This is a genomic window from Actinoplanes sp. HUAS TT8 (genome assembly GCF_051380535.1).
GTDB lineage: Bacteria > Actinomycetota > Actinomycetes > Mycobacteriales > Micromonosporaceae > Actinoplanes.
In genome coordinates, this window is record NZ_CP195646.1 from 4,715,194 (window position 1) to 4,738,735 (window position 23,542).

A 23,542-nucleotide genomic window follows, 5' to 3' on the forward strand; every position below is an offset into this window, starting at 1 on the left:
CGGCGGCCGCGGTTCGTCCACAATGCAGGTATGAGTGAGTTCCTGGCGGACGAGGCGCTGAAGGCTCTGCAGCTGGCGACCGACGAGACGACGAAGCTGGTCGTGCCGGCGGTGGTGGGGGCGACGTTCGCCGGCGCGACCCGGCTGCGGGATCTGATCTTCAGCCGGGTGACGACGCTGCCTCGCGATCCGGGGGCGGCGGTGCGCAAGCTGGTGGGGAAGCTGGAGGCCGACGCCGAGTTCCGATCCTTGCTGTACGCGGAGATGGCCGAGCTGCGGATCGGCGGCGTGGCGGACGTGACGGTGCCGCCCGGGCCGGAGGGTTTCCGGGATCGCACCGCCACGCTGGCCGAGCTGACCGGGCCCGGCATCCGGACGATCATCGGGCCGCGGGGCTGGGGGAAGACGTACGTCCTGCAGCAGGTTCGTCATCTGCGGGCGCGGGAGTTCGGGGACGGCAGCGCGATCGTCGACTGTGCCGAGTTCCGCACCGACGGCGTGCTGCGGTACTCGGAGGTGTTCGGGTCGGTTCTGGAGCAGCTCGGTTTTGCCGTGGCCGAGACCAGCGACGCCGCCCTGTCCGCGCGGTATGAGCGGGCGCTGCTGCACGGTCGGTTCCTGATCGCGTTCGACAACGTCGCCGATGTGGCCGAGGCGCGGGCGCTGACCCGGGACTGGGAGTCGAGCCTGGTCCTGCTGACCACGCGCGAGACGTCCGGTGACCTGGCCCGGTGGCATCGGACGACCCGGCTGGTGCTCGGTGGGCTGGACGACGCCGAGGCGGCGCGGGAGGTTCTGCGGGCTCAGGCTACCGAGTCGGTGCTCGACGCCGAGCCGGTGGCGACCGGGCAGCTCCTGGCCCTGTGCAACAACGTGCCGGACTTCCTGAACCGGGCCGGGGCGACGCTGCGGCTGCGGCGTGGGGAGGCGAGGCCGGTGGCGCGGCTGGTGGCCGATCTGCGCGCCGGTCATCACCCCCGGGAGTTCGACGACATCCTGACCGGTCTGGGTATCGAGAGTCTGCCGCCGGGGGTCGCGGCCGATCTGACCGTGCTGGCCGGGCATCCGCTGGGGTCGTTCACCCGGGACAGTGCGGACGCGCTGCTCGGGCATCCGTCCGGCGCCACGGTCGACACCCTGATCGGGGCGGGGCTGGCCGTCGCCGGTCCGGACGGGCGGCTGCGACTGCTGGAGTTGGTGCGGCGGCAGAGCGCTCCGGCCCGGGCCGACGCGGACGTGGCGCTGCGGCGGATGCTGGCCACGGTCGACGACCTGGCGACCGCCGCCGACCAGGCCCTGGAGGGCGATCGGCTGCGTCCCGTCATGCTGACCGGCCGGCCGGACTGGCCGTTGACGCACCTGACGCCGCTGGAATACCTGGACGGGCACGCCGCGCTGATCGTCGAGCTGGTGCAGTTCGCGCATCACGACGGGCGTCATTCCGAGGCGATCCGGCTGTGCGGGGCGTTGGAGATGGTGCTGACCTACCACGGGCGCCATCACCTGATCGCGACCGCGATCGGCTGGGGCATCGCGAGCGCGGAAGCCGTCGGGGACGATCGAGCCGCCGCTCGCCTGCACAGCACCCGGGCGCGCATCGAGACCGCGTTGGGCCGGTTCGCCCAGGCCGAGTCCAGTCTCGACACGGCCGATCGGTTTGCGGCCCGGGCCGGATTCGCCCGTCTGGACTCGTCCCTGCTGGAGTTCCGGTCGCGGCTGGCGCGGGAGCGGGCCCGGGGCGCGGACGAGGGTGAGTTCTTGGCGCGGGCCACGGCGTACATCAGGAAAGCTCTTGATCTTGATCGGGCCCATGGGTTGAACCGGGCCCGCGGCATCCACGCCCGCGAGCTGGCCGGTCTGGAGCTTCGGGCGGGGCGGCCGGACGCGGCGATGGCCCTGCTCGACGAGGCGGCGCAGTTCACCGACAGCGATCGGCCGCGAAATCTCTCGCGCATCCATCTGGGGCGGGCCCGCGTCCACGACCGGCTGGAACAGTGGGAGCGGTGTGATGCCGAGATCGCGGTCGCGCGGCGACTCGTCGCGGACAGTGGCGCTTCGGCCTACGACCTGGAGATCGACGAGCTGATTGCCGACAGCGCGGCGCATCGCGGTGACGACGCGACCGCGCGGCGGCTGTGGGATGGGCTGGCCCAACGGGCCTACGCGGCGGCCGACCCCCGGTACGACCGGTACAAGGCCAGGCTCAGGCCGCTTCCACCCGCACCTCGATGATCCGGTCGCCGAGCCGCAACCGTCCGTCGCGGGCGCCCCGGAGGTAGGCCCACGACGCCAGCACGGTCACGTCGTCGACCCGGGCGCGCACGACGAACTCGGCCTCCCGCGTGAAGACCCAGCAGGTGTCCGGGCCCGACTGGGCGGTGATCATCTCGGCGCGGGGCCACTGCCGGAGCAGGTCGGCCGCCTCCCCCGGGTCGGCGGCGCCCACCCGCAGGATCGTGGCCGCGGCGACCTGGTCCAGCCGGGCGCGGTCGAGATCGGCGACGAGGTGTCCCGCGTGTCCGGTCACGGCCGGGTAGCGGACCATGGACACGAGCGTTTCCGAGACCTCCGCGGAGACGACCATGGCCACGGGCGGGGTGGGCTGCCGGGCGGGCACGGGCACCGGGGTGAACTCGGCCGCGTGCGGGGGCTCGTCGAGGGCCATCATCTCGTACAGCAGGGATCGCAACCGCGCGGCGGTGCTGCCCGGATCGTCGATCGCCGAGGCTGTGAGCGGCGCGTACTGGCGGGGAAGGTGCGAACGGATCGCCGCGTCGACCTGGCCGCGCAACCCGGCCGACTGATCCAGCGCGGGCGCGTGCCGGGCCAGCGCCTCGGCCGGGGACCCGGGCACGGTGGTCGGGCTCGCGTGCGGGGACAGCAGCAGCGGCTTGTCCAGGGCCGCCGCGTACACGCCGAGGGAACCGAAATCGGTCAGCACCACCGAGGCGCCGAGCAGGGCGGCCTGCCATCCGCTCTCCGGTGGGACGATCCGCAGGCCATACTCGGCGGCCCGTGACCACCACGCCCGCACCTGCCACGGGCCGTGCGCCCAGATGCCCGGATGCAGCACCGCCACCACCCGATACTCGTCCACCGGCAACTCGGCCAGCAGGCGTTCCGGCAGCTCAGGCCAGAAACCGAGCAGCGCGTCGGGACCCCAGGTCGACGCCACGACCACCAAGGTGCGACCGGCAGAATCAAAGGCACGACGATATGCGTACGGGCGGTGCCGGCTCGCCAGCATCCGGCCCAACGCCGGGTCACCAACCACGCGAGCGGTCGCCGCCACCGGCGGGTGGGCCGCGGCCAGCCGCCGAACCTGATCGGAATGCGACACGGCGACGACCGACCGGGGTGTGCCCGCGATCTTGCGCAGGCGGGCCGGGGTGGCGCCCGAGACGGTTGACGTGCCCGGATAGAACTTCAGGTGACCGACACCGTGCGGCAGCAGGATCACCGGGGCGTCGAGCTGGTCCAGGGCGTCGTTCTCGCTGGCGGCCAGCGCAAGGTCGTAAGTCTCACGGGTCGCCTGCGCCCAGGGGATCACCACCGCCTCCAGACCGTCCAGGATCGACCGGGTGCCGGTGGCGAGGCGGGCGCTGTTGGCGTCGTCAGCGGTGAAGACGACCTGGACGCGGCGATCCGGCGCGATCAGGGAGACCACATCGAGCAGGCGGGTGAGGGTCGTGGTCGTCCGCACCACCACCAGGACACGCCGTTCCGTCCGGACCGACCGCCACCCGTCTCCGGGTTCCTGGTTCACGGCTTCCGGCTCCCGGCTCCCGGCTCCCGGCTCCCGGCCAACTATCGGGGCCGGTTGAGGTTACGGGTGTCGGCGGAATCGGAAGCACACCGTGACACTAGTCAGGTATTTCACCCGGTCACGGTGTGGGACCCGGGAGGACCGTCGGCGGCCACCGCGAACTGGGCGGCGAGTTCCTCGACGAGTTGCCGCACCCGGCGCAGGTCGTCCTCACGCGTGCGGCGCCGCCCGGTGGGTGCGGGCTGCACCCGCCCGGCCCGGTCGTCGGGCCCGATGGTGACCGCGACCTGGACCGGACGGTGCAGGTGCCGGGACAGGGCGAGCTGGATTGTCGGCCGCAGGCGCAGCTCGATGACGTCGCGGGTGTACGCGTCCGGGACCACCAGCAGGACCGTGTCCCCGACGATCGTGTCGATCACCACCTGTTCGAGGTGGGCCCGCTGCTGCGCGGAGGCGATGTCGACACCGATGACGGCGACGACGTCGGCCCACAGCTGCTCGGGGTCGACGGCCGGCGCGGTGAACAGGTCACGCAGGCATCGGGTCGCGTAGACCCAGTCGATGGTTCCGGCCCGGTCCGCCTCGGCGTCGAGTGTCGCGGCGGTCGACGGGTCGAGGGGCACGTGCAGGACCCGGCTGCCCGGCTGGGACCCGGTGATGAGGTCGGTCAGCGCACGCTGCCGGCCCGCTTCGGTCAGCCACTTGTCGACGGTCATGCCGGCGGCGGCCGCCGCCGCGCTGAACGCCGAGTGATCGGTTGCATTGATCTTCACCTTCGCCACCCGCGACATTGAACTCCTCGTCAGCACGACACGCGAGCGGCCGATCGCCCCACAGCACGCCCGGGCGTGGCGGCACGATCCCTCCCCTGGCCTCGGACGACGGACAGATCGTTCGCCGGAATCATCCGGCTATGCACTTTTCCAAGTGAAGCGTTCCCAACCTCCCGCAGCCAGGAAATGGGACCTCAGGTCTCATGAAGTGGGACGGGTAACGGCATTTTCTTGTGAGGTCGAAAAGGTGTCGGCAGCCCTACCGACAAGCACTGGCAGTGCTGCCGGAGCAGTTGCGGTCTCCGGCAGGGCTGCCGGCAATAACAAAGCCACCGAAACGCACCTGAACGGGTCAGAAAAATATGTCGGTAGGGCTACCGACAAATCTCCGGCAGCACTGCCGGAAAGCACCACCGCGAAAATCGTGGCAAAACAGGGAGCGGCAACCCGAACGCGCGTTCGTCCGCACGTCAGCACACACGCGTTCCGGTTGCCAGCGGCAGATCTTCGGGCCTATCGTCGCCTGCCGTGACCCCCGAAACGCATTGGAGAACACGCGAGGCGAATCGCATCGTCGGCGAATACCATGCCGCTGGACGATGGTTCGACCGCCTGTACCAGAACCTGCTTCCGCACCTACGAAGGAATAGGCGTGAGGACCCGGCACCCGCTCACACCGACGGATTCACCGAGGTCGTTCAACGCGTTACCCGTAATACGTTCACCACGTCCGCGGTCCCCTGGCCGTACCTCGTCATCGACGCGACCGTGCTCAGTTCCTACGCCCGGCTGGACAACCTGACCGTCGGCATCGCGCTCATCGACGCGGTCACCGATGCCGGTTGCCGCCTCATCAGCTCGCCGCTGGCCTACCTGCGCGCGTCGGCCGAGGTCTACGCCACCCGCGGGTCCCACCGGTTACGCCGGATCCTCACGGCCGAACCGGACCCGGACACCGACGATCGGATCCTCACCGTCCCCGACCTGGCCGCGACCGACATCACCACCGTCGTCGCCATCGACGCGTACGAGAAACCGGACGTCGTCCATTGCGCGCTGTTGGCCCTCGCGCACCGCTGCGTGATCGGAACGCTCGACCCGGCCGCGTACCACCGCCTCGGCTACCTGCGAACCCTCGACCTGACCTGACCCCGGAAAGAGATCCGCCATGAACGTCTCCCTGATCAAGTACTACAAAGCCATCCCGGTGAGCGAACTCAAGGTCGACCCGAGCCTGGACTCCCAGCGACTGTTCCAGAAGTCATGGGCCGCGAAGTTGAATCGGATCTGGGACCCGGAGCTGCTCCTCGTCGCGATCGTGTCCCGCCGACCGGACGGCTACTACCTCATCGACGGCCAGCACAGCACACGGGTCGCCCGGGAACGCGAAGGGGCCGGTTTCCTCCGCGACTGCATGGTCTACGAAGGCCTGACCCGCCGCCAGGAGTCCAGATTGTTCCTGGCGGCGAACCGGGACCGGAAGGCGGTCCGCCCGTACGACACGTTCCGGGTCGAGCTCGCCGCGGGCGAACCCCTCGCCCTCCAGTTACAGGCCGAGGTGCACGCGTGCGGGCTGGAGATTGCCGGAAGTCCGTCGACGAACCGGGTCGCCGCGGTCCAGAAACTCAAGGACATCGCCAAGCTGCGGCCGGTACTGGTCACCCGCACACTGCAGACCGCGGAGCAGGCGTGGGGCCGGCACACCACCTCATGGGACAACATGATGATCCAGGCCATCGCCGTTGACCTGCACCTGAACTGGGAGCGGATCAGCCTCGACCGGCTCGTCCGGACCCTGGCGAGTCAGCCGGTCAGCCTGTGGAAGGCGAACGCGATCCAGGCGAGCACCGGCGGTGGCGGTTCGAAGTCCCGTTCGACCCCGCTGGCCCGAAACATCGGTGTGGCCTACAACAGGCGTCTTGGCCCGGACCGGACTCTCGTCCTGCCGTGAGCCAATCCTGACCGTCGCGCGACCGCGGATCGGGCGCCGGGCGAGGTCAGCGGTCAGCGGCTCCGTTGTCGTAGACCTGGATCAGGGCGTCGAGGAACTTGAGGACGGTGGCGCTCTCCTGGTCGGACAGGGTGGCGATGAGGTCCTCGACGCCGCCGATCAGGGGGGCCACCAGGCGGTGGGCCTCGTCGGCGGAGGGCTCACTGGCGGTCACGACGAGTTTGCGGCCGTCGGTGGGGTGGCGTTCGCGGCGGATGTGGCCGGACGCTTCGAGGCGGTTGAGGACCAGGCTGGTGGCGGCCGTGGAGATGTCCAGGCGCCGGGCCAGGTCGGTGGGGCTGGTCGGCCCGGCCGAGATCAGGTGGTCCATCGCTTCCAGGCCGGGCCGGTCGACGCCCAGGTCGCGGGCGATCCGCCGTTCGAAGCGCTGCTGACGCAGGGTGAGTTGCTGGATGCGGGCCCGGATGTCGCCTTCGGCGGGCGGGCCGGCCTGGTGACGGTCGGCACCTCGGTTGACGTCCACGCCGATCATAGTAATACTCGATATTGCTAACATCGTTGATTATCAAGGGGCGAAGCTAAATGACGTACCGATGGCGGTGGCTGATCCTCGTGGTGATGCTCGCCGCGGAGATCATGGACCTGCTCGACGCGACGATCGTCAACGTCGCCGGTCCGTCGCTGGAGCAGTCCCTGGGCGCCTCGCCGCTGGGGCTGCAGTGGGTGATCGGCGGTTACGCGCTCACGCTGGGGGCGGGACTGGTCGTCGGCGGGCGCCTCGGTGACCGGTTCGGGCGACGCCGGATGTTCCTGTTCGGCCTGGCCGCGTTCACCGTCGCGTCGGCGTTGTGCGCCGCCGCGCCGTCGATCGAGCTGCTCATCGGGTTGCGTCTGGCTCAGGGCCTGGCCGGGGCGATGCTGCTCCCCCAGGGCCTGGGCCTGTTGCGGGAGAACTTCTCCGGCAAGGAACTGGCCCAGGTCTTCGGGGTCTTCGGACCGGTGCTGGGCCTGGGCGGCATCGTCGGCCCGGTCCTCGGCGGCGGCCTGATCTCGGCCGACCTGTTCGGCTGGGGCTGGCGCACGGTGTTCCTGGTCAACGTGCCGATCGGCCTCGCTTCGCTGGCCGTGTCCTGGCGCATCCTCCCGCGCCGTCCCGGTGACCGTTCGGTGGGGGTCGACCTGCTCGGCACGGCTCTCGTCGTGGCGTCGTCGGCGCTGCTGGTACTGCCGTTGAACTTCGGTCAGGAGCGTGACTGGCCGCTGTGGACCTGGCTGAGCATCGCGGCCGGGCTGGCCGGTTTCGCCGGGTTCGCGCTGCAGCAACGCCGGGCCGCGGCCACGGGTCGTACCCCGCTGGTCCTTCCGACGATCTTCGGCCGGGGCGCCTACACGATCGGGCTCGTCGGCATCGCCCTGTTCTTCAGCGCGCTGATCGGCACCCAGTTGGTGCTCACGCTGTTCCTGCAGATCGGCCACGGCTTCACCGCCGGTCAGGCCGGTCTGGGCAACCTGCCGGTCGCGATCGGCACCGCGGTCGGCGGCGCCGTCAGCGGCGCGATCCTGGCCGAGAAGCTCGGCCGGGTGGTCCTGCAGCTGGGCGCGGTCGTCCAGCTCGGCGGGGCAGCCCTGCTCTGGAACGAACTCGGCCACGGCGGCGCGTTCTCGATCTGGCCCGTCGTGCCCGGGATCACGCTGATCGGCGTGGGTTCCGGCGCGGTGATCGCCGCCCTGTTCAGCGTGATCCTGGCGGCGGTCCGGGACGACGAGATCGGCTCGGCGTCCGGGGTTCTGACCGCGGTGCAGTCCATCGCCAGCTCGATCGGGGTGGCCGTCTTCGGGTCGATCTTCTTCGACGCCGTCACCGACGGGACGGCCGAGCACGCGTTCCGCCGCACCCTGATCGCGCTGGCGGTGCTGCTCGTCGCCTTCCTCGCCCTCACCTTCGCGTTCCCGAGGAAGGCGCGACCCGACACCCATGCGGCCGAGCCGATCGAGGCGTCGACGGTCGCCTGATCACGCCGTACACCAATGGGGTCTTAATTGATCTTGGCGGCCGCCCGCGAGACCGCCTTGGCGTCGTGAGCGAGGTCCGGATCGTTCTCCGGTCGCGGCACACAAAGGACAAGAGCCTGCGGCCGTACGGAAATGAGCAGCTCGTGGCCCGGATCGATCAGGTCGCCGTCGAGCTGGCGCGGCTGGGCCCGATTGCTGCGGATCTCCACCGTGGAGGCGGTGAACGTCTCCATCCGGGCGACGGCCGGCTTGCGCCGCAGAACCCCCCAGGCCAGCGCGAGCCAATGGCGCAGGCTGCGCGGGCTGAGGACCGCGACGTCGAGGTGACCGTCGTCCGGCTGGGCATCCGGGAGCAGCCGCATCCCGCCCTGCAACCGGCCGACGTTGCCGACGATCACCGTGCGCGGTCGGCGGGCGAACGGTGTCCCGCCGTCGAGGGAGATCCACACGCGCATCGGACGGTCCCGCAGGTGCCGGGCCGCGCCGGCGACATAGGCCAGCCAGCCGACGTGCTTCTTCGCGGTGTCGTTGGTGGCGTCGAGCATCTGCGCGTCGAAACCCATCCCGGCCATCACCGCGAAACTCTGCTCGCCGACCCGGCCGACGTCGATGCGCCGCCGGCCGCCCTGCAACGCCACCTCGATGCCGGTGGCCAGGTCGGTGCCGAGCCCCAGGTTGGCGGCGAGCAGGTTGCCGGTACCGGCCGGGAGCACGGCGAGCGCGACCTCGGTTCCGGCCAGCGCGGAGACGCAGGCCATGACCGTACCGTCGCCGCCGCAGACGAAAACGAGCTCGGCGCCGTCGCGGACCGCCCGGGCGGCCTGGCCCGCGCCGGGATCCTCGACCGTGGTCTCCAGCCACATCGGCTCCGGCCAGCCGGCCGTGGCGAGGGCGTCGGTGATGGTGCGGCGTAGTTCGTCCAGATCGGGCACCTTCACCGGATTGACGACGACGGCTGAGCGCGGTGCTGTGTCCATGGGCGTCCCCGTACCCAGATCCGGCTCGGCTCAGTCGGCCCGCCCCCGCGGTGCGGTCGGCCGAGTTCGAGGTTCGACCGGTTCGCGTCCGAATCGACGGCAATGCTGGCGAAATGCCGGAAGACGAAGACGATCACGGACCCTACGGCCACGACCTCGGGCTCGGCTCGGCCACCAAGGGCTTCCTACTGACCCTCACGGTCGGCGTGTGACCGCGGCGACCGGCCGCGGCCTCCACCGTTGTAGACGGTGACGTCGGCGCGTTCGCCGTACTCGCGGAAGGTGTCCACGGCTTCGGCGCGCAGCACGTCGAGGCGCACCCGGACACCCCGAGCCTCAAGTTGTTCCCGCCAGTCGTCGCGCATCGGGCCCTCGTCGAAACCGGTCAACTGCTCGATCTCGTCGCCCTCGCCGGCGACGGTCAGCACGCCGACACCGGACCACAGGGTGGCGCCGTAACACATCGCGCACGGCCGCCAGTTGACGGTCAGTTCGACCGGCGGCCGGCCGGCGCCGCCGAGATCCCAGCTCCCGGTGGCGGCCTGGGCCAGGCAGAGCGCGACCACCTCGGCGTGCATGCTGGACAGGCCGCTGGCCAGGACCACGTTCACCCCGACCGAGATGATCTCGCCGGTGGCGGCGTCGGTGACCGCGGCCGCGAACGGGCCGCCCGTGCCCTCGACGTGATTGCGCCGGGCCAGGCGGTGCACGAGCCGCATCCGGCTCTCCGCATCCGGCAGCAGCGGGTCGACGGTGTCGAGTTCGGCGGTGACCCAGGCGGGCAGTTCGGCGCCGAAACGTACGGAAGTCAATTGCATGTTTTTGTCCCTCGGTTCAGGCGGTGAAAAAGTGGCTCAGGCCGAGGGCCTTGAGGCCGCGGCGGTACGCCACGGAGCTGCGATCGGCCGCGATGTTGACCCTCGATGTGCGGGGCGAGCGGCAGGTTCTCCGGTTTCTGGACCTCGACCGGGCGGCGGTCCTCGCAGGTTGAAGTCGAATATCTCATCCGGCGGCTGGTCGACGGCGAAGTTCTTGGCGATCGGCGCGAACATCCGGGTCCTGCGGGCCGACACCGGGGTGGCGGCGTTCATGATGCACAGCCGGCCGCGCGGGTCGAGGGATGAGAGGCTGACCTGCGTGATCAACAGAAAAATTCACAACCTGATTCAGAGGTACGGCCGGTGAGGCGCACCCTGGTGACCGGGGCGTCACGCGGCATCGGCCGGGCCGTCGCGGTCGCGCTCGCCGCGCGGGGTGACCGGGTCGCGGTGCACTACGCCACCGGGCGGGCGGAAGCCGAGGAGACCCTGAGTCTGCTGCCCGGCTCGGGTCACACCCTCGTCCAGGGGGATGTGAGCGATCCCGAACAGGCCGCCGGCATCGTCGAGGCCGCCGTGGCCGCGCTCGGCGGTCTCGACGTGCTGGTCAACAACGCGGCCGAGGCCCCGTCGGAGAGCAACCGGCACGCCGTCGCCGACGTCTCGTACGCGGACTGGCAGCACGCCTGGCGCCGGATGCTCGACGTCGACCTGATCGGCGCGGCCAACGTCACGTACCTGGTGGCCCGGCACCTGATCGACCGCGGGGCGTCCGGCAGCATCGTCAACGTCGGCTCGCGCGGGGCGTTCCGGGGCGAGCCCGAGTACCCGGCGTACGGTGCCGCGAAAGCCGGACTGCACGCGTTCGGCCAATCGATGGCCGTGGCGCTGGCCCCGCACGGCATCTCGGTGACCTCGGTCGCGCCCGGTTTCGTCAGCACCGACCGGCAGGCCGGGAAGATCACCGAGGCCTTGCTCGCGCAGAGTCCGTTCGGACGGGTCGGCACGCCCGAGGAGGTCGCCGCGGCCGTCGTGTACCTCAGTTCCCCCGAGGCGACGTGGTCGTCGGGTGCGGTGCTGGACCTCAACGGGGCGTCCCACCTACGTACCTGAGAATTACCAGAACCGCAGGGCGTAGACGACCGTCAGCACACTCCCGCCGGTGATCACCAGGGCTCGGACCGCCCCCGGTGCGACGATGCCGCTGAGCCGGCCGGCGGCCGAGGCGAGGACGTTCTTGCGGGCGTTGACGTGCCTCGCGTCGGCGTCGCCGGGGGCCAGCGCCAGCAGGGCCGACAGGATGATGCCGAGGCCGGCGCCGAAGAAGCCGCCGTAGACGCAGGCCAGCAGCAGCCCGGCCCGTTCGGAACCGCCCGGAATGGCACCGCCCGCTCGGGCGCCGCGCAACCGGGGAGCGACCGCGAACAGGGTGGTGGCGGCGCCGATGAGCAGCGGGATCGCGACCTGAAACGGCCGTACCGGAAGCAACAGCAACAGGAGCGAGCCGACCGTGCCACCGCCACTGCCGCATCGCGGATCCTCCCGTCCGGGCGGTCCCGACAGTACCGGCGACGGCTGGTCGGCTGTTCAAACATTCCAGCCGCAACTTTTTCTCCGACAGGCGATACTCAAGATCGGTCAAATAACCATTAAAGGAGATTTCGTCATGTATTCGCGCTTACTCCCGATCGCCACGACCGTGGCGGCTCTGACTGTCGGCCTCCCCCTCCCCGCCCACGCCGCCGCCGGCGACCGCACCGTCACGGTGTTCGTCGGCAACGACACCGACTTCCCTCTTGAGAAGACCCAGTTCAACGTCTACGAGGGCGAGGTCGCACTTACTTCGAACGACACGATCGGTCCATCCGACAGCGACTACTTCGGGTCCAAGTCGACCGAGGAGCGGGGAGGAACCTCCGGATCGGCCCATTACCGATTCCGCGACAACCAGTTCATCAGGATCGCCTGGTCCAACCCTTGGGAGGGGCAGGCCACCTTCGACTGCCGCGCGCCGAGCAGTTTTACCTGCACCTATACCGCGACTTACGGGCACAACGCCACGGCGACCTTCACCGTCAGCGAGTGAGACTCCTCGGCTCACTTTCTTCAACTCGCAGTGGCGGTGGTGCTCGCGGGGACAACGGCGGACACGGTGAGCACCATCGACCCTGATCCCTGAAGGCCGAGTTCAGTGGCCGTCCAGTGGGCGCCGATAGCTTGCGCCGGTGACCACCTTCAGCGATCTCGGCACCGCCAAATACGTCCTTCTGACCACCTTCCGCCGTGACGGCCGGGCTGTGGCGACTCCGGTCTGGGTGCTGCCCGCCCCGAACGGTGAGGTGGCGATCTGGACCGGCGCCGACAGCGGCAAGATCAAACGCATCCGGCACGACGGCCGGGTGACGATCGCCCCCAGCACCGTCCGTGGCCAGGCCACCGGTGACCCGGTCGAGGGCCGGGCCCGGATCGGTGACGAGGCCGACGTGCGCTGGGCGGCCCGGCGCATCCTCCGCAAGTACGGCCTGATCGGCTTCTCGGTCTTCGCCGGCAGCATCCTGCGCCATCGCCGTATCGGCGGCACCGCCGTCTTCGTCTCCCCGGTCTGACCGCTGTTTCTACCCGCCTTCGGCCGGGTCGCCCTGGTCGCTCAGCCATCCCTGCTTGGCCGCGAGCACGGCGATCTGGAAGCGGGTCCGGGCCCCGAGCACCGCGCCCGCGTCGCTGACGTGCTGCTGAACGGTGCGACGGCTCACGTTGAGGATCCGGGCGATCGTCTCGTCCTTCATCCCGACCGCCATCATGCGCAGGATCTCCCGGGTCCGCAGGTCACGGCCCGAGGTCGGCAGGTCGTGCCGTCTGGTCAGCGACACCGGTTCGGCGCGTTCCCACACGCTTTCGAACAGTGCGACGAGCGCGGTCACCAGTGCGGGCGAGTGCACGACCAGGGAGCCCGAGGACGGGCGGTCGCCCCGGATCGGCAGCAGGGCGGCGGCCCGGTCGAAGATCACCAGTTTGACCGGGATCTGCGAGGTGAGCCGTAGTTTTCCGCCCTGGCCCGTGCCGCGCCGGGCGGTCAGCAGCGACACCGCGTCGGTGAAGCCGTCGGTCTCGTACACCGAGCGCATCTGCACGCCGGACGTGACTCCGACCGCCTCGGTGGACGCCGATCCGCCCGTCACGTACGGCGGCTTGGCCAGATGCAGCACCTCGAAGGTGCTTCCGGTGAGCAGTTGGCGGTAGCGCTCGGGCACCTCGTCCGCGCTCTTCAGCACCTCCACCACGTCGGTGGCGGGCGGCCCGGACACGGCCTCGTGGGTTTCCGAGAGCCGCTCCACGAGGTCCTCGACGAGGGCCAGTTCGGCCCGGCGCCGGGCCAGCAGGGCGCCGAGCGACGGTCGCGGCGGCGCGGCCGCCCATCGCGGTGCCGCGCCGCCGGTCGGTGTCGCCAGGGCCGAGTCGGCCAGGTGCCGCAGCGCCCGCTCGGCTTCCGAGGGTGTCACCCCGGCCGCGGACGCCACCTCGTCACGGTCGGCCGAGCGCACGGCCACCAGGTGTTCCAGCACGCGACCGGCCAGTGGATCAAGACCGGTGGCCGACCACGGTATGTCCGATTCATCCACACGTCCCCGTATCCCTCCGAGGTGAGGATGCTCGGGGCGCCGCCCGCTCCGATGAATCGGGGATTACGGATATGTAAGAACTCGTCCGCAGTGGATTCGACGGGTCTGCGCACTTGCGCAAGTGCACAACGTCGTCCTTGTGACGGAGGTCGGCGCCGGGGTGAGGTGGGCGAACCGGAGCCTGTTCACAACTCTGCAGGAGCAACAATTGCGTAGATCCAAGGCACTACCCGCGATCGCTGTCCTGGCGACGACCGCCCTCCTTGGAACCACCGCTCAGGCCGCGCACGCGGCCACCCCGGCGCCGGAGGCTTCCGTCCCGGCCACGGACACCCCCTCCATCGTGGACGAGATCGCCGACCCGGTCGACGCCACGATCGCACCGGACCGGGCCGCCAAGGCCCACCTCGCCGGCCACCAGGACCGCTACAAGATCAGCGATCCGGCCGGCACGCTCACCACCGAGAGCGTCGAGACGCAGGGCGAACGGGAGACGGTCCGTCTGGACCAGCGGTACAAGGGCCTGCCCGTGTTCGGCGCCCAGTACGTGGTGCGCACCGAGAAGTCGGCCGGCAAACGTACCGTGACCGGAACGTCAGGCAGCTACTTCACCAACCTGGACGTCGACACGACGGTCACCCCGATCCCGGCCACGGTCGCCGTCTCCCGCGCGGTCGAGGAGGTCCGCAAGGGCCTGCACCCCGGCACGGCCGTCGTGGCCTCGGCCACCACCTCCGACCTGGTCGGCACCGATCAGGGGCTGCTGATCATGCCGACCGGCACCGGTGTGCTCGCCCGGCGGGTGCTCGTCCAGGGCAAGGACGTCGTCACCGGTCAGCCCGTGCTGCGTGACGTGTACGTCGGCGCCACGAACGGGGTGCCGCTGCTGAGCGTCAGCCGGATCAAGTCGTTCGCCACCGCCCAGCAGGCCGCCGCCCTGGCCGCCGACGGCAAGGCGGCGGCGCCGACCGCGACGAAGCCGCACCCGGCGGCGGGCGGCGGGACCGGGTCGGTCGTCGGTCAGGGCACCACCCTGCACGGCGCCACCGTGGCGCTCCCGCTCGTCAAGTCCGACACCGGCTCGTACCTGATGAAGGACCAGAGCCACAAGGTCCCGGCCGGTACGACGGTGCCGATCACCACCTGGGACGCCCGAGGCCGGGACTACTACGAGTTGGGCGGCGGCCAGTGGCCCGAGGGCCTGGCGCCGTTCGCGTCACCGTCGGCCCAGCTCGGCGCCGACCTGACCGAGGCCGGCGCGGTGGACGCCGCCTGGGACGCCGCCAAGGTGTTCGAGTGGTACCAGTCGAAGCTCGGGCGCAACAGCCTGGACGGCGCGGGCATGCCGATCGATTCGATCGTCGGGATCACCTACGGCGGCAATCCCTGGGTCAACGCGTACTGGGACGGCACCCGCATGGTGTACGGCAGCGGCGACGACGAGTACCTGCCGCTGGCCGCCGACCCGGACGTCGTCGGGCACGAGATGACGCACGGCGTGGTCGAGCACACCGCGAGCCTGGTCTACGCCGGGCAGCCGGGCGCGCTCAACGAGGCGATCGCCGACTACTTCGGCAACGCCATCGACGTGGACGCGTCGGGCACGTCGATGACCGACCCGCAGGCCAGTCTGATCGGCGGCGACCTGTGCCGCACCCTCGCTCCGGCCCGGTGCGCGCTGCGGGACCTCGACGACGGCGCCACCACGGCCGACTTCCAGCACCTGATCGACATTCCGTCGATGGACGACGGCGGTGTGCACCTCAACTCGACGATCGTCTCCGGGGCGCTCTGGGACCTGCGTCAGGCGCTCGGCAAGACGGTCGCCGACAGGATCGTCTACCGGGCGGTCACCGACTACCTGACGCCCATGTCCGACTTCGTCGACGCCCGGGACGCGGTGCTCGCCTCGGCCAGGTCGTTCCGCCTGAGCAAGAAGGACCTCAAGGTGGTGCAGACGGCGTTCGACTCGCGCGGGATCACCGCGAAGTGGAAGGCGACCCTGTACGGCAAGGGCACCGACGTCCTGATCGACCGGCTCAACACCGGCATGTACGCCGATATGAAGGCCAGCACGGCCGGCGGCTGGTTCGCCGTGCCGCGGTCGGACGCCAACCGCACCGAGCCGACCTCGATCTGGGTGGGCCGTATCAACGGCAAGGGCACGCCGTACCGGATCTCCCCGGATGACGGGAGCATCAACGGCTTCCCGCACACCGACGGCAAGCGGGTCGTCTGGCTGTCGATCGGGTTGAACCCCGATTCGCCGACCGGAGAGACCAACCGCATCCTGTCCGCGTCGCTGAGCGGTGGCCCGGTCAAGGAGCTCTACAGCTCCCCGGACCGCATCAACGGCCTCGGCTTCGACGGTGACATCGTGGCGTGGAGCCAGTACGACGCCACCCAGGGATACCTCGACGTCGTGCGCTACCTGCAGGGCGGTTCACGGACGGTGCACACGATCGCGCACCCGGACTGGTTCGGTCCCGCGACGGCGCCGAGTGTCAAGAACGGGAAGATCTCCTACGTACGGTACGAGATCTACCAGCAGCCCGACGCCAACGGTCAGTACTGGTCGCTGGGCGTCGAGGTCTACGACGTCGCGACCGCGCGGCGGACCTACGCCGGCGGCGACTACGGCGCCGAGCGGATGAGCTACCCCGATCTGTCGGCCACCGGGGTCGCCTGGATGACCGACCGTGACTACGGCACGATCATCAACGGCGAGTGGAGCCAGGGGGCGTACCACGACTCCGTGCGGCTCTTCGACTTCGCCACCAGCACCAGCCACCTGCTGTTCGAGGAGAACTCGCCGCAGGCGATCCGCGCCGACACCGTCGCGCTGTCCGACACGACCCTCACCGTCACCGAGGAGGCGCCGGTGGCGGCCTGGCTCGCGACCGGTGGTTACCCCGACAACTCGCTCAATCCGAAACTCAAGCAGTACACGTTCCAGGGCACGTTCGTCGGTCCGGCGTCGTGCAGCCCGGGCGCGCAGATGTACGCGACGGCCGGGAAGGGGCGCGAGGTGGTCTTCATGGACTCGTCGGCGTCCGGCTTCGGCCTGGCCTACGCGTCCGGCGCCAAGTCCTGCAAGTAGATGAGAACAGCGACGCGCCGGGAACCGTCCCGGCGCGTCGCTGGTGCACCCGGCTCAGGTGCGGCTGGCCCCGGCTTCGGGGCCGGCCAGCCGCTGGGCCAGCCAGACCGGCAGCACCGAGAGCACGATCAGGACGGCCGCGACCACGTTGACCACCGGCGCCTGGTTGGGCCGGAACAGGTTGTTGAAGATCCAGATCGGCAGCGTCGTGACGCCCGGACCGGCGGTGAACGTGGTCACGATGATCTCGTCGAAGCTGAGCGCGAACGCCAGCAACCCGCCGGCCAGCAGCGCCGACCGGATCATCGGGAACGTGACGTACCGGAACGTCTGCCACGGCCCGGCCCCGAGGTCGGCCGACGCGTCCTCCAGGTTGGTCCCGGTCCGCCGCAGCCGGGCCAGGACGTTGTTGTACACGGTGACCACGCAGAACGTCGCGTGGCCGACGACCACCGAGAACAGGCCCTTGCCGATCCCGAGGTCACCCATCACCGAGCGCCACGCGCTGTCCAGGGCGATGCCGGTGACGATGCCGGGCAGCGCGATCGGCAGGACGATCAGCAGCGACAGGGTGTCGCGGCCGAAGAACGCGAACCGCTGCACCGCGAACGCCACCATCGTGCCCAGCACCAGGGCGATCGCGGTCGCGGCCAGACCCGCCTGCACCGAGGTGAGCAGGGCCTGCCGGGCGCCGTCGTTCTCCCAGGCGGCCGACCACCAGTGGGTCGTCCAGTCGTGGGGCGGCCAGGCGAACGTACGATCGCCGTTGAAAGAATTGACCAGGACCAACATCAACGGTACGTAGATGAAGGTCAGCCCGACAGCCATGAAGGCGCGCAGCGCCCAGCGGGCCGGTCCGGACAGTGTCACAGCTCCTCCAAGGCGCCGGATCGGCGGACCGCGGTCAGGTAGATCACCATGATCACGACCGGGACGGTGGCGATCGCGGCGGCGAACGGCAGGTTGTTGGCGGCGCCGATGTTGGCGTAGACCAGGTTGCCGATGAGCTGGGTCTTGCCGCCGACGATCTGCACGGTGATGTAGTCGCCGAGCGACAGCGAGAACGTGAAGATCGAACCGGCGAAGACCGACGGGATCAGCATCGGCAGGACCACCGAGCGGAACGTGCGCCCGGCCCGTCCGCCCAGGTCGGCCGAGGCTTCGAGCAGCGAGTCGGGCAGCCGTTCGAGCCCGGCGTAGATCGGCAGGATCATGTACGGCAGCCACAGGTACGACAGCACCAGGATCGTCGCGAACAGCCCGTAGCCGGGGGTCGCGCCGAACACCGACTCGATCGGTCCCCCGTTGGCCAACAGAATCCGCCAGGCGTACGCCTTGACCAGGTACGACGCCCACAGCGGGGTGAGAATCGCGATCACCAGCCAGTGCCGGGACCGGGGTTTCGCGACCTTGGCCATGAAGAACGCCATCGGCACCGCGAGCACGACGCAGATGACGGTGACCGCCGCCGCCACCCCGAGACTGCGCAGGGTGACGGCCCGGTACACGTCCTCGGACAGGATGGTCCGGAAGTTCGCGAGCGAGAACTCCCGGACCACGCCGCCGGTGAAGCCGTTCACGGTCCAGAACGCGGACACCAGCAGCACCGCGAGCGCCCCGAGATACGCGACGACCAGCCAGAGCAGGGGTGCGGAGAGCAGGCCGGCCAGGCGCAGGCGCGGGTGCCGGTGCAGGTAGGAACCGAGAGAGGACACGTTATCCCTTGATCGTCGTCCAGGCCTGGGTCCAGGCCGAGTAGTCCTTGCAGGTCACGTCCTTGCGGCCGTCGACGCACTGGGCCAGCGGGGTGGTCCAGTACCAGACCTGGTCGAAGTACGACTCGTCGCTGGCGTGGAACGTCGTACAGAAGGCCTTGTCGGCCGTCTGGTCGCAGGCCAGCTTGTTCGCCGGCGCCTCACCGAACCACTCGGCGACCTGGGCGTTGGCCTTGGGCGAGACGATGTGGTTCATCCACAGGTACGCGCAGTTCGGGTGCTTGGCCTTGGCCGCGACCATCCACGTGTCGGACCAGCCGGTCGCGCCCTCGGTCGGCAGAACGGTCTCGATCGGGGCACCGTCGGCCTTGGTCAGGTTGGCGATGACCTGCCACGACGTACCCAGAACGCTGTTTCCGCTCTTGAAGGCCTGAACCTCCTTGGTGTAATCGGACCAGTATTCGCCGATGTTCTTGTTCTGCTCCTTGAGCAGGTCGACCGACGCCTGGAACTGCTTGTCGTCGAGGGCGTAGGGGTTCTTGATGCCCAGGTCCGGCTTGGTCTTCATCAGGTAGAGCGCGGCGTCGGCGATGTAGATCGGCGAGTCGTACGCGGTGATCTTGCCCTTGTACGGCGAGTTCGCGTCGAACACCGCGCCCCACGAGGTCGGGGCGGGCGTGACCGTGTTCTTGTTGTACATCAGCAGGTTCGCGCCGCGGCCGTGCGGAATGCCGTAGGCGACCCCGTCGACCGAGTTCCACGCCTTGTTCTTCAGGCCGTCGAAGACGTCCTTGTAGTTGGCGATCAGGTCGGTGTTGACCGGGGCCACGTCACCGCCGTAGATCAGCCGCAGCGACGCGTCACCGGAGGCCGAGACCACGTCGTAGTCACCGGTCTTCATCAGCGTGACCATCTCGTCCGAGGTGGCCGCCACCTTGTTGTTGACCTGGCAGCCGGTCTCCTTCTCGAACGGCGTCACCCAGTCCACCGTCTTATCGGTCGACCCGTCCTCGACGTAGCCGGCCCACGAGACGATGTTGACCGTGCCCTCGCCGGCACCGAGGGTGGCCAGCTTGTCGGCCTTCGGGACGGACAGGCCGCCGGGGCCGGAGCCCGTCGTGCTGCTGCTTCCGCCGCCGCAGCCGGCCAGCGTGAGCACGCCGGCCGCCAGGGCCGCGAGGGCCATCCTGCTATTACGCATCAGTGCGCTCCAATTCACCGGTGGGGATCTCGATCACGTGCTCGTCAAGCCAGCTGAGCCGGACCCGCTGCCCGCGCAGCCCGGTCCGGAGAGTGCGGTTCTGCTCCACCACGACCACCCGGGTCCCGGCGTCCAGGTCCACCACGTAGCGGGTCACCGCACCCGCGTAGATCACTTCCGCGACGACGCCGTTGGTCTCGCCGTCGAGCGAGATGTCGATCTTTTCGGGACGAATGCTGAATCGCCCCTCGCGACCGACGAGGCGGCCGTCCAGAATGTTGGAGGTGCCGACGAAACCGGCCACGAACGTGCTGGCCGGCTGCTCGTAGACCTCCGACGGCGTGCCGACCTGCACGATCTTCCCGACGTCGAAGACGGCGATCCGGTCGCTCATGGTCAGCGCCTCGTCCTGGTCGTGGGTCACGAACACGAACGTGATGCCGACCTCGCGCTGGATCTGCTTCAGCTCGACCTGCATCTGCTCGCGCAACTTCAGGTCGAGGGCGCCGAGCGGCTCGTCCAGCAGCAGCACCTTCGGCCGGTTGACCAGCGCCCGCGCCAGGGCCACCCGCTGCCGCTGGCCACCCGACATCGCCGCCGGCTTCCGAGATCCAAAACCCTTCAGCTGTACGGATTCCAAGGCCTGCTCGGCCCGTTCCCGGCGCTCCTTCCTGGGGACCTTGCGGACCTTCAGTCCGTACTCCACGTTCTCCAGCACGCTCAGGTGCGGGAACAGCGCGTAGTCCTGGAAGACGGTGTTCACGTCCCGCTCGAACGGCGCCAGCCGGGTGACGTCGCGGCCGCCGAGCTCGACCGTGCCGGCCGTCGGCAGCTCGAAGCCGGCGATCATGCGCAGCACGGTGGTCTTGCCGGAGCCGGACGGGCCCAGCATCGAGAAGAACTCGCCGTCGGCGATCTCCAGGTCGACGCCGGCGACCGCGTCGACAGCGCCGAACGACTTGCGCAGGCCGGTCAGCCGGATCGCTGGGGTGGATGTGTCGGTCACGTTCGTCCTCAGGCTTCGATGTCCTCGGTGCGGGGTAGCGAAAAAGTATGGTGCCAGACTTTAAAGGTCAAGATTGTCCGGTAACTTCTTCGTGAACAGCGATGAGGAACAATCGAGGCCATGGGGACGGACCGAACCAGCACGTCAGCACGGGTCTTCACGCCCCTCGACCCGCACAGCCGCGCGGAGACGGTGGTCCGGCGCCTCACCGACGCGATCACATTCGGCCTGCTCACCCACGACGAGCAGCTGCCCAGCGAGTCCGACCTGGCCGCCCAGTTCGGCGTCTCCCGGGTTACCGTGCGGGAAGCGCTGGTCGCGCTGCGCCAGCAGAACCTGGTCGAGACCCGGCGCGGGCGCGGCGGCGGCAGCTTCGTGCGCGCCCCGGCCACCGGCGTCGCCTCGCCACTGCGCTCCCGGCTGGCCGCGACCAGCCTGCCCCAACTACGCGACACCGCCGACCACTACGCGGCCATCGCCGGCACCGCCGCCCGGCTCGCCGCCCAGCGCGCCGACGCCGACGACCTCGTACGCATCAAGGAAGAACTCGACGGCCGGGGCCGCCCCCTGCACCGCGTCGAACGCGCCTTCCACCTGGAGGTCGCCGCGGTCGCCCAGTCCGCGCGGCTCGCCCACGCCGAAGTAGAGTTCGCGGCCGAACTGGGCACCCTGCTCTGGTCCCCGATCGTCCCCATGAGCAGCACCGACCCCGACCCGCGAACCGAACACCACCTGATCGCCACCGCCATCGCGGCCGGCGACGGCGACCTGGCCCGTCAGCTCACCGAGGAACACATCGCGCGCGCCGTCGAGCGTCTGGTAAACCTGCATCTGCAATTGGTCGACTCGTGAAGGCTGGTCCCGTGGGACAGACGACTGCCCGCACCACCGCACCCGCGCTGGCCGACCACGTCGCCGCCCTCGTGGAACAGACGTTCACCACCGTCGACGGCCTGCGCGCCCAGGCCGAAGCCGCCTTCGCCGCCGCCGGCCCGCTCACCTCGACCACCCTGAACCCGCTGCGCCCGCACGTGAACGCCGCGCTCGGCGGCCTGATCAGCGGCGCCGGCGTGATCACCGTGCCGCTCACCGACGGCCTGCCCGGCCTGGAATGGTGGATGGGCGCCGACCCGGCCCAGCGGACCCGCCTGGTCCTCGACGTCGACCCGGACAGCGACACGTACGTCGACCTGCGCCGCATGCCGTGGTTCTCGGTGCCCCTGGAGACCGGTCGCCGGCACCTGACCGGGCCGTACGTGGACTACGTCTGCGCCGAGCAGTACACGCTCACGTTCACCATCCCGGTCCGCGCCGGCACCCAGGTCACCGGCATCGCTGGGGCCGACGTCACGGTCGGCGACCTGGAACGTGTCCTGCGCCCCGCGCTGCGGGCCGTCGGCTTGACGGTCGCCCTGGTCAACTCGCACGGGCGGGTGATCGCCGGCAGCACCGCCCAGCACATCACCGGTTCCCTGCTCCGCGACCCGAACATCGGCGCCGCCATCCTCGAAGGGACTTCCCAGTCCCTGCCTGACGGCGTCCACGTCCACCCGTGTGGCGCTCTCCCGCTGGCCGTCGTCACCTGGCCCGCTCCGCGATAGCCGGCACCACTGTCGGGTCCTTTCCGGGGGCCGTTCCTTGCCCAACCCCGCCGACCCGCTCCGCTCAGCCGGGCAGCGGGGACGTCGACCCGCTGCGGGTGAGCATCGCCATGTCGACCATGAAACAGCCGACGCTTCCCGTCGCGGTGCGGCCGATCCAGACCGGATAGCCGCCGTCACCCCAGCCGGTGCCGAAAGCGATGAGGTTGCCACCCGGCCCGGTCCCCGGCACCTCGATCGGCTCGTCGCGCGCCTTCAACTCGAACAGGGCCGGGTCGCTGTCGACGAGCGGGGCCATGGTGGTGAACGCGGCCTCGTCGAGAAGCGCCATGGTTCCGGCATCGACCCCCACGTTGTACGCCTCACCCGGGGCGAGCGCCGCCAGGTCCTCACCGGGCCGCAGCGCCATCTCCCAACTCTGAATCGGCAACTGCTCGACGGTGAGCCGCGCCGCGGCGACCCGGCTGATATCCGGCCAGCTCACCATGGCCAGGGTCACCGGATAGGAGCCGGCCGGCACCGTCACGGTGTAGGGCACGACGTTCAGGTTCTCCGCATTCCCGAACCAGGTCGGGTCGGCCGCGATCAACCGGCCGGTCGGCATGCGAAGTGTCCCGCCGGGCTTCGTCGTGGCGGTCACCCAGTCCCCGTTGTCGAGCTGATGCCGGCTGCCGTCCTGGAAAAGCCCGGCGGTCTGCTCCGGCAACGGGTATCCGGGAGGAGCGGCACTCTGCTGCGGCGTAACCGCGGGACGGTCACAACCGCCCAGGTCGACCGCGCCGGCCACGAGAGCAAGCCTGAACGCATCACGCCGATTCCAGCCCATCCACCCACCTCACGATCTTGGCCAACCAGCGGCAAAGGATACGACCACCCAAGATCAAAAAGAACCAGGTGGCTCCCCGGTTTCACCGGCACCTCGACCCCACCCTGGCGACTCAGGAACGCCGGCCCTCAATCGGCGCGCAGGTGCCGCGACCAGCGGATACGCACGCAGTTCG

General features: G+C 69.9%; 22 protein-coding genes. 10 read left to right on the forward strand and 12 right to left on the reverse strand.

What is annotated here, in order from left to right:
* Positions 1 to 30: 30 nt before the first annotated feature.
* Entirely contained in the window at positions 31 to 2,232 is a 2,202-nt protein-coding gene (locus ACSHV8_RS21340; protein WP_436535501.1) for a hypothetical protein, read from the forward strand.
* Here ACSHV8_RS21340 and ACSHV8_RS21345 read toward each other — a convergent pair.
* Positions 2,204 to 3,766, reverse strand: a complete 1,563-nt coding sequence (locus tag ACSHV8_RS21345) for a hypothetical protein (protein WP_436535502.1) — start codon at positions 3,764 to 3,766, stop codon at positions 2,204 to 2,206. The two genes, ACSHV8_RS21340 and ACSHV8_RS21345, sit on opposite strands and share 29 nt — an antisense overlap.
* A 110-nt stretch (positions 3,767 to 3,876) precedes the next feature.
* Positions 3,877 to 4,539, reverse strand: a complete 663-nt coding sequence (locus tag ACSHV8_RS21350; protein WP_436535503.1) for a hypothetical protein — start codon at positions 4,537 to 4,539, stop codon at positions 3,877 to 3,879.
* A gap of 768 nt (positions 4,540 to 5,307) precedes the next feature.
* On the opposite strand from ACSHV8_RS21350, the gene ACSHV8_RS21355 reads away from it, so the two are divergent.
* The gene (locus ACSHV8_RS21355) at positions 5,308 to 5,688 is read left to right on the forward strand and encodes a hypothetical protein (protein WP_436535504.1); all 381 of its coding nucleotides are present in this window, start codon (positions 5,308 to 5,310) and stop codon (positions 5,686 to 5,688) included.
* A gap of 19 nt (positions 5,689 to 5,707) precedes the next feature.
* Positions 5,708 to 6,490, forward strand: a complete 783-nt coding sequence (locus tag ACSHV8_RS21360) for a DUF6551 family protein (protein WP_436535505.1) — start codon at positions 5,708 to 5,710, stop codon at positions 6,488 to 6,490.
* A gap of 46 nt (positions 6,491 to 6,536) precedes the next feature.
* On the opposite strand, the gene ACSHV8_RS21365 is transcribed toward ACSHV8_RS21360, so the two are convergent.
* Positions 6,537 to 7,013, reverse strand: coding sequence for a MarR family winged helix-turn-helix transcriptional regulator (locus ACSHV8_RS21365; protein ID WP_436535506.1), 477 nt, complete (start codon positions 7,011 to 7,013; stop codon positions 6,537 to 6,539).
* Positions 7,014 to 7,072: 59 nt separating this feature from the next.
* Here ACSHV8_RS21365 and ACSHV8_RS21370 point away from each other — a divergent pair, with 59 nt between their 5' ends.
* Positions 7,073 to 8,503, forward strand: coding sequence for an MFS transporter (locus tag ACSHV8_RS21370; RefSeq protein ID WP_436535507.1), 1,431 nt, complete (start codon positions 7,073 to 7,075; stop codon positions 8,501 to 8,503).
* A gap of 23 nt (positions 8,504 to 8,526) precedes the next feature.
* On the opposite strand, the gene ACSHV8_RS21375 is transcribed toward ACSHV8_RS21370, so the two are convergent.
* Together ACSHV8_RS21375 and ACSHV8_RS21380 are read right to left on the reverse strand one after the other, a co-directional pair.
* Positions 8,527 to 9,480, reverse strand: a complete 954-nt coding sequence (locus ACSHV8_RS21375; protein WP_436535508.1) for a diacylglycerol/lipid kinase family protein — start codon at positions 9,478 to 9,480, stop codon at positions 8,527 to 8,529.
* A gap of 185 nt (positions 9,481 to 9,665) precedes the next feature.
* Positions 9,666 to 10,298 carry a hypothetical protein gene (locus tag ACSHV8_RS21380; protein ID WP_436535509.1) on the reverse strand — a complete coding sequence of 211 codons (633 nt, stop codon included), beginning with the start codon at positions 10,296 to 10,298 and terminating at the stop codon, positions 9,666 to 9,668.
* A 363-nt stretch (positions 10,299 to 10,661) separates the two neighbouring features.
* Between ACSHV8_RS21380 and ACSHV8_RS21385 the strand changes: the two genes are divergently transcribed.
* Entirely contained in the window at positions 10,662 to 11,411 is a 750-nt protein-coding gene (locus ACSHV8_RS21385; RefSeq protein ID WP_436535510.1) for an SDR family NAD(P)-dependent oxidoreductase, read from the forward strand.
* Positions 11,412 to 11,414: 3 nt separating this feature from the next.
* On the opposite strand, the gene ACSHV8_RS21390 is transcribed toward ACSHV8_RS21385, so the two are convergent.
* The gene (locus tag ACSHV8_RS21390) at positions 11,415 to 11,792 is read right to left on the reverse strand and encodes a hypothetical protein (protein WP_436535511.1); all 378 of its coding nucleotides are present in this window, start codon (positions 11,790 to 11,792) and stop codon (positions 11,415 to 11,417) included.
* A gap of 16 nt (positions 11,793 to 11,808) precedes the next feature.
* Between ACSHV8_RS21390 and ACSHV8_RS21395 the strand changes: the two genes are divergently transcribed.
* Together ACSHV8_RS21395 and ACSHV8_RS21400 are read left to right on the forward strand one after the other, a co-directional pair.
* The gene (locus ACSHV8_RS21395) at positions 11,809 to 12,384 is read left to right on the forward strand and encodes a hypothetical protein (protein ID WP_436535512.1); all 576 of its coding nucleotides are present in this window, start codon (positions 11,809 to 11,811) and stop codon (positions 12,382 to 12,384) included.
* Positions 12,385 to 12,523: 139 nt separating this feature from the next.
* The gene (locus ACSHV8_RS21400) at positions 12,524 to 12,904 is read left to right on the forward strand and encodes a PPOX class F420-dependent oxidoreductase (RefSeq protein ID WP_436535513.1); all 381 of its coding nucleotides are present in this window, start codon (positions 12,524 to 12,526) and stop codon (positions 12,902 to 12,904) included.
* A gap of 9 nt (positions 12,905 to 12,913) precedes the next feature.
* Here ACSHV8_RS21400 and ACSHV8_RS21405 read toward each other — a convergent pair whose 3' ends face one another.
* Positions 12,914 to 13,918: a LuxR C-terminal-related transcriptional regulator gene (locus ACSHV8_RS21405; protein WP_436535514.1), complete on the reverse strand. Its 1,005-nt coding sequence runs from the start codon at positions 13,916 to 13,918 to the stop codon at positions 12,914 to 12,916.
* Between the two features lie 208 nt (positions 13,919 to 14,126).
* Between ACSHV8_RS21405 and ACSHV8_RS21410 the strand changes: the two genes are divergently transcribed.
* Positions 14,127 to 17,018, forward strand: a complete 2,892-nt coding sequence (locus ACSHV8_RS21410) for a M4 family metallopeptidase (RefSeq protein WP_436535515.1) — start codon at positions 14,127 to 14,129, stop codon at positions 17,016 to 17,018.
* Positions 17,019 to 17,072: 54 nt separating this feature from the next.
* Here ACSHV8_RS21410 and ACSHV8_RS21415 read toward each other — a convergent pair whose 3' ends face one another.
* Genes ACSHV8_RS21415 through ACSHV8_RS21430 form a run of 4 tightly spaced genes read right to left on the reverse strand, consistent with a single transcriptional unit; the run spans position 17,073 to position 20,940 of the window.
* Complete coding sequence (locus ACSHV8_RS21415) at positions 17,073 to 17,888, reverse strand: ABC transporter permease (protein WP_436535516.1); 816 nt, start codon at positions 17,886 to 17,888, stop codon at positions 17,073 to 17,075.
* On the reverse strand, positions 17,885 to 18,733 hold the full coding sequence (locus ACSHV8_RS21420; protein ID WP_436535517.1) for an ABC transporter permease: 849 nt from the start codon (positions 18,731 to 18,733) through the stop codon (positions 17,885 to 17,887). The genes ACSHV8_RS21415 and ACSHV8_RS21420 overlap by 4 nt, the downstream gene beginning before the upstream one ends.
* Position 18,734: 1 nt before the next feature.
* Positions 18,735 to 19,934 carry an ABC transporter substrate-binding protein gene (locus ACSHV8_RS21425; protein WP_436535518.1) on the reverse strand — a complete coding sequence of 400 codons (1,200 nt, stop codon included), beginning with the start codon at positions 19,932 to 19,934 and terminating at the stop codon, positions 18,735 to 18,737.
* Positions 19,927 to 20,940, reverse strand: coding sequence for an ABC transporter ATP-binding protein (locus ACSHV8_RS21430; protein ID WP_436535519.1), 1,014 nt, complete (start codon positions 20,938 to 20,940; stop codon positions 19,927 to 19,929). The genes ACSHV8_RS21425 and ACSHV8_RS21430 overlap by 8 nt, the downstream gene beginning before the upstream one ends.
* A 120-nt stretch (positions 20,941 to 21,060) precedes the next feature.
* Here ACSHV8_RS21430 and ACSHV8_RS21435 point away from each other — a divergent pair, with 120 nt between their 5' ends.
* Positions 21,061 to 21,792 (forward strand): FadR/GntR family transcriptional regulator, encoded by a 732-nt coding sequence (locus ACSHV8_RS21435; protein ID WP_436535520.1) that lies wholly within the window; start codon positions 21,061 to 21,063, stop codon positions 21,790 to 21,792.
* 11 nt (positions 21,793 to 21,803) lie between these two features.
* Positions 21,804 to 22,541: a cache domain-containing protein gene (locus ACSHV8_RS21440; RefSeq protein WP_436535521.1), complete on the forward strand. Its 738-nt coding sequence runs from the start codon at positions 21,804 to 21,806 to the stop codon at positions 22,539 to 22,541.
* Between the two features lie 64 nt (positions 22,542 to 22,605).
* Here ACSHV8_RS21440 and ACSHV8_RS21445 read toward each other — a convergent pair whose 3' ends face one another.
* A complete protein-coding gene (locus ACSHV8_RS21445) occupies positions 22,606 to 23,367 on the reverse strand; it encodes a DUF4241 domain-containing protein (RefSeq protein WP_436535522.1) in 762 nt (253 codons plus the stop codon).
* Positions 23,368 to 23,542: the final 175 nt, after the last annotated feature.